Here is a 10853-nt window from a genome sequence, read left to right as displayed (position 1 = left end):
CCGCCGGTAACGGAAACGCCGACGCCGCCGGTAACGGAAACGCCGACGCCGCCGGTAACGGAAACGCCGACGCCGCCGGTAACGGAAACGCCGACGCCGCCGGTAACGGAAACGCCGACACCGCCGGTAACGGAAACACCGACGCCGCCGGTAACGGAAACGCCGACACCGCCGGTAACGGAAACGCCGACGCCGCCGGTAACGGAAACACCGACGCCGCCGGTAACGGAAACACCGACGCCGCCGGTAACGGAAACGCCGACGCCGCCGGTAACGGAAACGCCGACGCCGCCGGTAACGGAGACGCCGACGCCGCCGGTAACAGAGACGCCGACACCGCCGGTAACACCGACGCCGACGCCGCCGGTAACGCCACCACCGACGGACACTCCGAGTCCGACCTCAACGGATTGGGTTGAAGCCAGGGCGCCGTTACCACCCGGGGGGCCATGGTCTGCGGACTAGTCGTATTAACACGTCCGGTGCGATCGTGCGCCGGGCAGTTATCTGATGAACTGAGGAGGTACGTATGTCACAAAATGCAGCCAGAGTGGGTGACTGTACAACGCACGGCGGCGCCATCGTGAGCGGCTCCGGCGATGTATTCATTAACAGCAGCTCTGCCGCTTTGGTTGGCGGCAGTATTGCGACCTGTGCTGTATTGCACGGCGCCGCACCGCTGGCGTGTGGGTCCGGCTCCGTATTCATTAACGGAAGTTCGGCAGGTCGCCTTGGCGATGTAACCGGATGCGGTGCCGTAGTCGCAACGGGATCCGGTAATGTCTGTATAGGCGGCTGATTATGCGATTGATTCTCACTTGGCCGGATACCCGGGCCGCTATCGGGTTGAATGACACGCTAACGCGGGAGAACGCCGTGAGTTTCGACGTGGTTCGTGGGGTCTTCGGACCCCACCAACCGGCGCAGGACGGCTATGCGATGGTTTTTTACTGGAAAGCCTCCGGGCCGGTACTGGTAAACCTGTGTCAGAAGCATGTTTGCCTGTTGGACGGCGCGGATGTGGAGTATGGCGCGATACATCCTCTCCGTATTGGTCAGAAGCTCCAATGCGGCCATTTTAAAATCGGCGTTGTCGTTGATCATACCAATCTCACCGACGACGTGTGGCAGCGCGACTGGCTGCTTTCACAGGAAACCGCAACCGATAACATCCCCAGGGTTGAAGATATCCTGCCTAATGGCGGGCATTACCTGACGGATTTGCGCTACTTCAACGATGTTACTGCTGCACAAAATAACAGCGATGACGTGCTGAAAACGCTGGAAGTGGAATATAAGCGTTTCCTGATCTGGCATGAACAGGGCAGGGGAGGCTTCTCGAACAATATTCACGATCAGGAAAATCGTTTTTCCGTGGGTGATGAGCGTTTTGATCGTGACAGAGAACAAAGCAAAAGCAAGACGCTGACCGAGTGCATTATCGATACGCCTTTCCTGATCGAGAGAGTCTGGGAGGAGCTGGATATGGAAAACAGCACCAGTGAAATCCTCGATGAGGAAGAGAAGATCGATATTCTGAAATCACTGGCACCGGACGATGTGGCGATGAAAGAGAAGAAAAGCGTGCCCGAACTGGTATTTCGGGATTTCTACAAGGTTGGGCTTGATAGTCATTATTAATCATATCGTTAAGGGAATTATTATAAATGCAGGATACTACTACACTGGCACAATTACTGAAGACTTCTCATCTGGGCGACGTGTTGTTGGCCATGCTGGAAAAGGTGAAAAAATTTCCGCAGGACACCGGCGCGCGCGAGACATTATTCAAGATGTATTGTGCTGACGGACAATGGAGTAAAGCCCTGACGCAGCTCCAGACGTTGGGTGTCATTGACAACGAGCGCAGTAAGCAGATCGAACTGTTTAAAAACCTGGTATTCAGCGAAATGCTGCGTGTTCAGGTGCTGAGTGGCGAACGCAAGGCGGGAATGCTGCATGAAGGCGACGCGCCGGAGTGGATGAGTAAATTGCACAAGGCTAACCTGGCCAGCCATAAAGGAAATACCGATGAGTCCGAGGCGTTGCGCGAGGAAGCGTTCGATCTGGCGCCGATGAGCGGCGGAACGGGAGAAACCTCCGGTCAGTTTGAATGGATTGCTGACAGCGACGGTCGCCTGGGACCGATTTGTGAATTCATCAGCGCCGGCGGATATCGCTGGGTGCCTTATGCAGATATCCAGAGCATGGAGATCTCCCAGCCGAAGGATCTGCTCGACTTAATCTGGGCACCGGCGCACATCAAGGTAAACGATCAGGTTTACTACGGTTTTATTCCTTCCCGTTACCCGGTGAGCGAAGCAGCGGAGCAGGAAATTAAGCTGGGCTACAAAACCGAGTGGAATCAACTTTCGCCGCTGCTTTCCGTTGGGAGCGGAAGGAAAGTGCTGATCACCGATCAGAACGAATATTCGTTGTTTGAAACCGGCAACATCACGTTCGGCTAAACGATCCGCGTATGGAAAAGAAAAAGCAGTATCTGCCCACTTTGTTGGAACGACTGTTGGATGATGAACCGAAAAGCGTACGCGAGCGTTTCGATCAAAGTCATCTGGATTCGCGGGCGATGCGCGCTATCGTGCAAAAAGATATCGTGAACTTGCTGAATCATACCAACGTTGAAGATCGGCTTGTGGAAGAGAAGCACCAGCTTATCGCCGAGTCGGTGATTAACTATGGCATTTCCGCCTTAATCGGTACGTTTGAAAATCATCGTAACTGGAATGTTATAGAAAAAGTGGTGCGTAACGCGATACTTCGTTTCGAACCGCGGATTATACCGGAATCATTGCTCGTACGCTCTTTACAGGAGAAAGAGCATTTGGCCAGAAACGCACTTATTCTTTTTGAAATTCGAGGGTTTATTTATTGGGAACCTTATCCTATCGATCTTTGTATGCATGGTCGGTATGACACGGAATCCGGATCAATGGACTTGAAATTACTCTGATTCAATAGAGCGTTCAGAGAACACTAAAGAGCCAAACACCAAAGAGCCAAAATGGTTGTCACGCTTTTTCAGCGGCGAAACATGTCGTTTTAATGTTTATTGGCGACCATTTTGACCTTTTTTATATTACTGGTGTTTTTATTGTCTCTGTTTTTTGTTGGGATAAAACTGAGAAAAAAAAGAACATCCCCAAAGTTAGAACATATTTTGTATGGAGAGATTGTATGCGGGGTAAATAACCTTTATTAGATTCATATTTATTCTGATAATAAACGAATTGATTAGCATGAAAAACTTAACTTTTTCGTGATGGTGGTTTTTTATGCTTAAAATGTGCTATTTTTCTTTTTATTTGATCGTTTTATCAAAAGGAACTAGAATAGTTTTTATCTTGGGATTTGTAAGAATCATAGCGGGGAAGGATTTTTCGTTACTCTTAGCAGAACCTGAAAATTTTACTTTTCTAATTTTATAGACCTAATCGTATCGCCATAAAATTATGGTGAGCGATAGTTACACCCTATGAAAAAGAGGTGTTAAAAAAATATTAAAGATACATTTTAGTAGTGATTTCGATTAGTGACTTTACTTCAAAGCAACCTTTTTTGATTATCCGCTGTTTTTTTATCAGTGGTATTCGTTTGGTGCGTAATGCGACGCATCATGATGTTGGTTGTTTTTAGTTCAGATCGCTTTGTGATATTTGCACCAGGAGTATAAAAAAATAATAATCATGGAGAGATTAATGTATGTTGAATGTATTAATAGTGAACTCAAATTATTATCAGCTTGCCGGCCTGAGCGAGCTGCTTTGGGATGCTTTGACGGACAGCCAGCACGACCTATTCTTCCTGTTACCTTCATGCGAGCAGAATAATGCTGAGGCAGATATTATCTTCAGGGACAACATGGCCAGTATTAACATTTTTCGTAACAAACCGGCTTCCCCGGATGGTTCCGAAGAATGGCGCAGCGGAGAAAAAATCACCGTTCATATCCCCTTTGGTTATAAGCAGGACAGCCTGAAGAACACGTTGGCGAAGATAGAACAAATCCTGATGATTGCGGATCTCGATTACCAGGCTTTCGTGAGTAAAGACGTGTATAAGATGATCGGGTTAAAACAGTATTCTCAGCTATCCATGACTGAGAATAAGATTATGTGCCTGATTGGTAAGGGATATAGTAATAACGCCATCTCCAAAATCCTGAACCGTTCGGCGAAGACCATCAATACGCACTACCGCAACGCCAGCAGAAAAACAGGGTTGGCTAACCGGGCGGAATTTTATAAATACGCCTCATTTATTGCCAACTGCGGAAAAAAAGAAAGGAATACGCTGTGCTTATGATGAAGGAAACGATCGGTTAGGCCACGATACACTTCGTCCCAGGGATACATCCGGCATGGGCTGCGTAGCGCTCACCGGATGCCCTGACTCAGCTTCTCCCGCCTCTTGCCGACCGCTATTGCTGCGGAACCCGAATCACTTCTATTCCCATCTTATGCAGCCGGGTCAGGTCTTCCGCCGCGATGCCTTCATCAGTAATGATCATATGGATACGGCTGGTATCAATGATTTTGTGCAGGCTGGAGCGGTTGAACTTGCTGGAATCCGTCACCACGATGATACGCTCTGCAACTTCACACATCCGGCGGTTAAGGCGCGCTTCATCCTCATTGTGAGTGCTTACTCCCCTTTCGGGATCCATGGCGTCCACGCCGAGGAACAGCATGTCGAAATGGTAGTTTTGCAACGAGCGATCGGCCTGTTCGCCATAAAAGGAGAGCGATTGGCGACGTAAATGCCCGCCGGTCATCAGCAACTCCACGCCTTCGGCTTCCAGCAGTGCGTTTGCGACGTTGATTCCGTTGGTCATGACGATCACGTTCTGATAATGGCGCATATGGCGCGCGATTTCATACGTGGTGGTGCCGGAGTCGAGAATCACCCGGTGCCCCGGTTGGATGAGCGCGGCCGCCACGCTGGCGATGCTTTGTTTGATCGAGGTATTCAGCGAACTCTTGTCCGCCACCGTCGGCTCCGCCGGGGGCGTGCCGCCGTCGCAGATTAATGCGCCGCCGTAGGCCCTGACCGCGATCCCCTGTTTCTCCAGGAAGGCGAGATCGTTACGGATAGTCACGGTAGATACGCCAAAAAAATCCGCTAAATCATTAACCTGAACGCTTCCGTGCTGGCGCAACCTCTGGATAATCTGTTCACGCCGTTCGCTGGTTCCCCCGGTACGTTTGTTCCGGGATAGCGCGTTGTCACTCATTCCTTCTTACCCTGTGATTTCTTTCGTTTTATTTCGATTTGCCTATTAACGCCTTTCTTCCGGGACATTGCAAGCCTTAACGATGCAGCCCCGCCCGCATTTGTTTCCTTTCGTTGTGTTTCTTTTGTGAAATGGATCGAAAAAATGAAACCTTTCGTTTTATTTCTATCGCAGAGTGGTTAACTATCATTGGCAATGAATCGAAAGGTTTGTGGGCAAAAAAACGAGGACGGAGAGGAAAGTGAAACTACTAACTGAGCGGGTTGCTGAACACAAACGGGGAACCGGAACGGGGATCTATGCCGTATGTTCCGCCCATCCTCTGGTGCTTGAAGCCGCGCTGCGTCTGGCACGGGAGCGGCAGCAGCCGCTGCTGGTAGAGGCCACCTCCAATCAGGTCGATCAGTTTGGCGGCTATACCGGTATGACGCCCGCGGATTTCCGTGATTTTTTATACCGGATGGCAGAGCGTCATGATTTTCCGCATGATGCATTGATTCTGGGCGGCGACCACCTTGGCCCGAACCGTTGGCAAAATATGGCGGCAGACCCGGCGATGGAAAATGCGCGGGCGCTTATCCGCAGTTATGTAGCCGCCGGTTTTAAGAAAATCCACCTTGATTGCAGTATGTCTTGCCTGGGCGACCCGGTTCCGTTGACGGACGAGATCGTGGCCGGACGCTCTGCGCAGTTGGCCGGCGTGGCGGAGCAAACCTGCCGGGAGTGTTTCGGCGAAGTCGATCTGGCCTATGTGATCGGAACCGAAGTTCCGGTTCCCGGCGGCGCGCATGAGACGCTGACTGCGCTGGCGGTAACGACGCCGCAGGCGGCGGAAAATACGCTGACCGCCCACCGTGATGCTTTCATGGCGGCCGGGCTTGACGGCGCCTGGGGGCGGGTGATCGCGCTGGTGGTACAGCCCGGCGTTGAATTCGACAACAGCCATGTTGTGGATTACCAGCATGACAAAGCGCAGGCGCTCAGCCGGATGATTGAACATCATGACGGGTTGGTGTTTGAAGCACATTCCACCGATTACCAGAAAACCAGCGCGCTGCGTCAATTGGTGACCGACCACTTCGCTATTCTGAAGGTCGGGCCGGCCCTGACCTTTGCGCTGCGCGAGGCGCTGTTTGCCCTGGCCGGTATTGAAGAAGAACTGCTGAGCGCCCGTGCCTGTTCCGGGCTGCGTCAGGTATTGGAAAACGCCATGCTGGATAAGCCGGAGTATTGGCAGAGTCACTATTCCGGCAATGCCGGTACGCGCCGGCTGGCGCGCAGCTACAGCTATTCCGATCGCGTCCGATACTATTGGCCGGACCGGCAGGTGGATGAGAGCTATGCGCGCCTGATTAAAAATCTTGAGAGCGAACCGATTCCCCTGCCGCTGATTAGTCAGTACCTGCCGCTGCAATACCGTAAAGTACGTGAGGGAGAGCTGGCGGCAGTGCCGCACGAGTTGGTTATCGATCACATCCAGGAAGTCCTGCGTCAATACGACGACGCCTGCGGCGCAGCACAGCACGCCGGCGCCGCTTCACAATTATACGAAGTCAGTCAGTAATTTTGGGGGAATGTGTATGCCAAACATTGTGTTATGCCGGATTGACGAGCGTCTGATCCACGGACAGGTCGGCGTACAGTGGGTCGGCTTTGCCGGCGCGAATCTGGTGTTGGTCGCCAACGATGAAGTGGCGAATGACACGGTACAACAAAACCTGATGGAGATGGTTCTGGCGGAAGGCATCGCCGTACGCTTTTGGCCGCTGCAAAAGGTGATCGACAACATCCATCGTGCCGCCGATCGCCAGAAAATCCTGCTGGTGTGCAAAACGCCGGCGGACTTTTTACGGCTGGTGCAGGGCGGCGTGCCGATCACGCGGATCAACGTGGGCAATATGCATTTTGCCGAAGGAAAACGTCAGATTGCGAAAACCGTCTCCGTGGATGACGACGATCTGGCGGCTTTTGCCGGTCTGAAAGACGCGGGCGTTGAATGCTTCGTTCAGGGCGTTCCGACGGAACAGGCGCAGGATCTCTACAAACTTCTCTGACAGCGGGGGCGTTATGGAAATCAGTTTATTGCAGTCAGTGTTATTAGGCCTGCTGGCGTTTATCGCCGGGCTGGACATGTTCAACGGCCTGACGCACATCCACCGCCCGGTGGTGTTGGGGCCGCTAGTCGGGCTGATTCTCGGGGACCTGCACACCGGCATTCTGGTGGGAGGTACGCTGGAACTGGTATGGATGGGGTTGGCGCCGCTGGCCGGCGCGCAGCCGCCGAACGTGATTATCGGCACCATCGTCGGCGCTACATTCGCCATCAGCACCGGCGTGAAGCCTGACGTGGCCGTCGGCGTCGCGGTGCCGTTCGCCGTGGCGGTACAGATGGGCATCACGTTCCTGTTCTCGGTGATGTCCGGCGTAATGAGCCGCTGCGACCGGATGGCGGCGGAGGCCGATACCCGGGGCATTGAGCGGGTCAACTATATGGCGTTGCTGGTACTGGGATGTTTTTACTTTCTGTGTGCGTTTCTGCCGATTTACCTCGGCGCGGAGCACGCTAAAACGGCGGTGGACATGCTGCCCGCGCGGCTGATCGATGGTCTGGGCGTCGCCGGCGGCATTATGCCTGCCATCGGTTTTGCCGTGCTGCTGAAAATCATGATGAAGAATGTCTACATCCCTTATTTCATTCTCGGTTTCGTCGGAGCCGCCTGGCTGAAGTTGCCGGTGCTGGCAATTGCGGCGGCGGCGCTGGCTATCGCCCTGATCGATTTCTACCGTAAAGGCCCGGCGGAACAACCGGCCGGCACGCAGCAAGAGGAGTTTAGCGATGGCATCTGAACATACCGTCCGGGCTCAGGAACGGGTTACGCCGGCTGAGGTATCGGACAGCATTGATAACGTTTATGAAGATCAAAATATCGGTGCGGATCTGACCAAAAAAGACATTAACCGTATGGCCTGGCGTTCCATGTTATTGCAGGCCTCATTTAACTATGAGCGTATGCAGGCTTCCGGCTGGCTTTACGGCCTGTTGCCCGCGCTGAAAAAAATTCATACCAACCCGCGTGATTTGGCCAGGGCGATGAAAGGGCATATGGGGTTCTTCAACACCCATCCGTTCCTGGTCACCTTCGTTATGGGCATCATTCTGGCGATGGAGCGCTCCAAACAGGACGTCAACAGTATTCAGAGCACGAAAATCGCGGTCGGCGCGCCGCTGGGCGGCATCGGCGACGCCATGTTCTGGCTGACCCTGCTGCCGATTTGCGGCGGGATTGGCGCCAGCCTGGCCTTGCAGGGATCAATTCTCGGCGCCGTCGTCTTTCTGCTGCTGTTCAACGTGGTGCATTTCGCCCTGCGTTTTGGGCTGGCGCATTACTCTTATCGCATGGGGGTAGCGGCCATTCCGCTGATTAAGGCCAATACCCGCAAAGTGGGGCATATGGCGTCGCTGGTGGGGATGACGGTCATCGGGGCGCTGGTTGCCACTTACGTCAGGTTGTCCACCACGCTGGAGATCACCGCCGGGGATGCGGTGGTGAAGTTACAGGCTGACGTGATCGACAAGCTGATGCCGGCGTTTTTGCCGCTGGTTTACACCATGATGATGTATGCGCTGGTGCGTCGTGGCTGGAGCCCGCTGCGACTGATTTGCGTCACGATTGTACTGGGTATTGTCGGTAAATTTGCCCATTTCCTGTAAAAGCAGTCCGGGCCGCATGCGGCCTGGTAATAAGGAGTCGCGTGATGTTAGGCATTATTCTTTGCGGCCATGGCGGGTTCGCATCCGGCCTGGCGCAGGCAATGCGGCAGATTCTGGGAGAGCAGTCCCACTTTGTCGCCATCGATTTTCCGGAAAGCTCCACCACGGCGCTGTTTACCCGTCAGTGTGAAAAGGCGCTCGGACAGCTCAGCGACTGCGAAGAGATCGTTTTTCTGACGGACTTGCTCGGTGGCACGCCGTTTCGCGTGTGTTCCACCCTGGCGTTGCAAAAGTCAGGGCGGGAAGTGGTAACAGGCGTGAACATGCAGCTCTTGCTGGAGATGATCCTCGACAGAGATGGCCTGAGTGCCGGCGAGTTCCGGGTGCAGGCGCTGGCCTGCGGCCACCGGGGGCTGACCAGCCTGGCCGATGAGCTGGGTAACTGCCGGGAGAAAGAGCCGGTAGAAGAGGGGATCTGAGCGGCCTCCCGTTAAAGCCGCAAACTTTCGTTTTCTTGACATGAGGATGGCTGAACCGCCGTCCGGGGTTCCGTCGCGCTAAAAAGTCCCCGACGGAAGCACGAGCAACCTGGTTTTTTTCGTTTTCTTTATTTGGCCGTTTTGGCAAGACACAGGGCCTGTGTGAGTCGAAACAAAATGAAAGGTTCTGGTGGGGGATAAGCCCCGGCGCAGAACCCATTTTTAGCGTTAAGGAATCTGTTATGAGCGAAATCCGTTCTTCAGCCATACCGACATTCTCTACCTGGACGGAGGGAGAAATTCGCCAACAGCCGGATATGTGGCTCAGGGCGTTGCAGGATATTGAAACGCGGCGCGCGGCGCTGGATGCGTTTCTGCGCCCCGTTCTGGCGCAGGAAAACCTGAAAATCATTTTCACCGGCGCGGGGACTTCCGCCTTTATCGGCGACATTATTGTTCCCTGGCTGTCGCCCCGTCTTGACGCGCAGCTCGCCGCGATCCCGACCACCGATATTGTGACGAACCCGGCAGATTATCTGCCGCAGGATCGGCCGGTGCTGCTGGTGTCATTTGCCCGTTCAGGCAACAGCCCGGAAAGCGTGGCGGCTGTCAGCCTGACCAATCAATGCGTTCCGCACTGTCACCACCTGATTATTACCTGCAATGAAGGCGGCGCGTTGTGCCGTCACGAAAACCACGGCGGAAACGCCTTCGTGTTGCTGATGCCGCCGGAAACCAACGATCGCGGTTTTGCGATGACCAGCAGTATCTCAAGCATGATGGCCGGTGGCCTGGCGGTTTTCGCGCCGGATGAAATCAATGCCGCGCGCTTTGCCTCCCTGGCGGCGCGTTGCCGCGACATCATAACGTCTTTGGGGGACTTTTCAGCAGGGCCGTTCGGCGAAATGCCTTACCGGCGCGTTGCCTATCTGGGGAGCGGCTGCCTGCAGGGGGTTGCGCGGGAAGCATCGCTCAAAGTGCTGGAGCTGACCGCCGGGCAGGTCGCCGCATTTTATGACTCTCCGGTCGGTTTTCGTCACGGCCCCAAGTCGCTGGTGAATGATGAAACGCTGGTGGTGGTGTTTATCTCCGCGCATCCCTATACCCGCCTTTACGACCTTGATTTGCTGACGGAATTACGCCGGGACAAACAGGCTATGCGGGTAGTGGCGATATCGGCGCAGCGCAACGCCATTGTTGAAGAAGGCGAGCATATCTACATTCCGGGCGGCGGTGATGTAAATGACATCGAGCTGGCGTTCTGTTTCCTGATTTACGCGCAGATCTTTGCCCTGACGCAGTCGGTTAAGGCGGGGATTACGCCGGATTCCCCTTCGGTGAACGGCACCGTTAACCGCGTGGTGCAGGGTGTGGTGATTCATCCCTGGGTGGGCTGAGGGCGTTCCGGCCA

General features: G+C 54.0%; 13 protein-coding genes. 11 read left to right on the top strand and 2 right to left on the bottom strand.

Going from position 1 to position 10853, the window contains the following annotated elements; translation table 11 throughout:
* Positions 1-389 (bottom strand): hypothetical protein (locus tag C8D90_RS21460; protein WP_230473079.1); only part of this gene is annotated, 389 nt, incomplete at its 3' end.
* A 140-nt stretch (positions 390-529) separates the two neighbouring features.
* Here C8D90_RS21460 and C8D90_RS21455 point away from each other — a divergent pair.
* The 5 genes from C8D90_RS21455 (at position 530) to C8D90_RS21435 (ending at position 4323) form a co-directional block, all read left to right on the top strand.
* Positions 530-799, top strand: a complete 270-nt coding sequence (locus C8D90_RS21455) for a PAAR domain-containing protein (protein ID WP_115460497.1) — start codon at positions 530-532, stop codon at positions 797-799.
* 2 nt (positions 800-801) lie between these two features.
* Positions 802-1641 carry a TagK domain-containing protein gene (locus C8D90_RS21450; protein WP_115460496.1) on the top strand — a complete coding sequence of 280 codons (840 nt, stop codon included), beginning with the start codon at positions 802-804 and terminating at the stop codon, positions 1639-1641.
* 26 nt (positions 1642-1667) lie between these two features.
* Positions 1668-2468, top strand: a complete 801-nt coding sequence (locus C8D90_RS21445; protein ID WP_115460495.1) for a type VI secretion system accessory protein TagJ — start codon at positions 1668-1670, stop codon at positions 2466-2468.
* Between the two features lie 11 nt (positions 2469-2479).
* Positions 2480-2971: a type VI secretion system baseplate subunit TssE gene (locus tag C8D90_RS21440; protein ID WP_115460494.1), complete on the top strand. Its 492-nt coding sequence runs from the start codon at positions 2480-2482 to the stop codon at positions 2969-2971.
* Between the two features lie 749 nt (positions 2972-3720).
* Positions 3721-4323, top strand: a complete 603-nt coding sequence (locus C8D90_RS21435; RefSeq protein ID WP_115460493.1) for a helix-turn-helix domain-containing protein — start codon at positions 3721-3723, stop codon at positions 4321-4323.
* 115 nt (positions 4324-4438) lie between these two features.
* On the opposite strand, the gene C8D90_RS21430 is transcribed toward C8D90_RS21435, so the two are convergent.
* A complete protein-coding gene (locus C8D90_RS21430; protein ID WP_115460492.1) occupies positions 4439-5251 on the bottom strand; it encodes a DeoR family transcriptional regulator in 813 nt (270 codons plus the stop codon).
* A gap of 241 nt (positions 5252-5492) precedes the next feature.
* On the opposite strand from C8D90_RS21430, the gene kbaZ reads away from it, so the two are divergent.
* The 6 genes from kbaZ to C8D90_RS21400 all read left to right on the top strand — a co-directional run bounded on the left by kbaZ (position 5493) and on the right by C8D90_RS21400 (position 10839).
* Positions 5493-6815, top strand: a complete 1323-nt coding sequence (gene kbaZ, locus C8D90_RS21425) for a tagatose-bisphosphate aldolase subunit KbaZ (RefSeq protein WP_115460491.1) — start codon at positions 5493-5495, stop codon at positions 6813-6815.
* 16 nt (positions 6816-6831) lie between these two features.
* Positions 6832-7305, top strand: coding sequence for a PTS N-acetylgalactosamine transporter subunit IIB (gene agaV / locus C8D90_RS21420; protein WP_115460490.1), 474 nt, complete (start codon positions 6832-6834; stop codon positions 7303-7305).
* Between the two features lie 13 nt (positions 7306-7318).
* Positions 7319-8098: a PTS N-acetylgalactosamine transporter subunit IIC gene (agaW, locus tag C8D90_RS21415; RefSeq protein ID WP_115460489.1), complete on the top strand. Its 780-nt coding sequence runs from the start codon at positions 7319-7321 to the stop codon at positions 8096-8098.
* The gene (agaE, locus tag C8D90_RS21410; protein ID WP_115460488.1) at positions 8088-8963 is read left to right on the top strand and encodes a PTS N-acetylgalactosamine transporter subunit IID; all 876 of its coding nucleotides are present in this window, start codon (positions 8088-8090) and stop codon (positions 8961-8963) included. Before agaW ends, agaE begins: the two co-directional genes overlap by 11 nt.
* Positions 8964-9007: 44 nt before the next feature.
* Positions 9008-9442, top strand: coding sequence for a PTS galactosamine/N-acetylgalactosamine transporter subunit IIA (agaF, locus tag C8D90_RS21405; RefSeq protein ID WP_115460487.1), 435 nt, complete (start codon positions 9008-9010; stop codon positions 9440-9442).
* Between the two features lie 242 nt (positions 9443-9684).
* Positions 9685-10839 (top strand): SIS domain-containing protein, encoded by a 1155-nt coding sequence (locus tag C8D90_RS21400; RefSeq protein WP_115460486.1) that lies wholly within the window; start codon positions 9685-9687, stop codon positions 10837-10839.
* Positions 10840-10853: the final 14 nt, after the last annotated feature.

The organism is Enterobacillus tribolii (assembly GCF_003363015.1).
Taxonomy (GTDB): Bacteria; Pseudomonadota; Gammaproteobacteria; order Enterobacterales; family Enterobacteriaceae; genus Enterobacillus; species Enterobacillus tribolii.
This window is presented reverse-complemented; position numbering and strand designations above follow the sequence as displayed.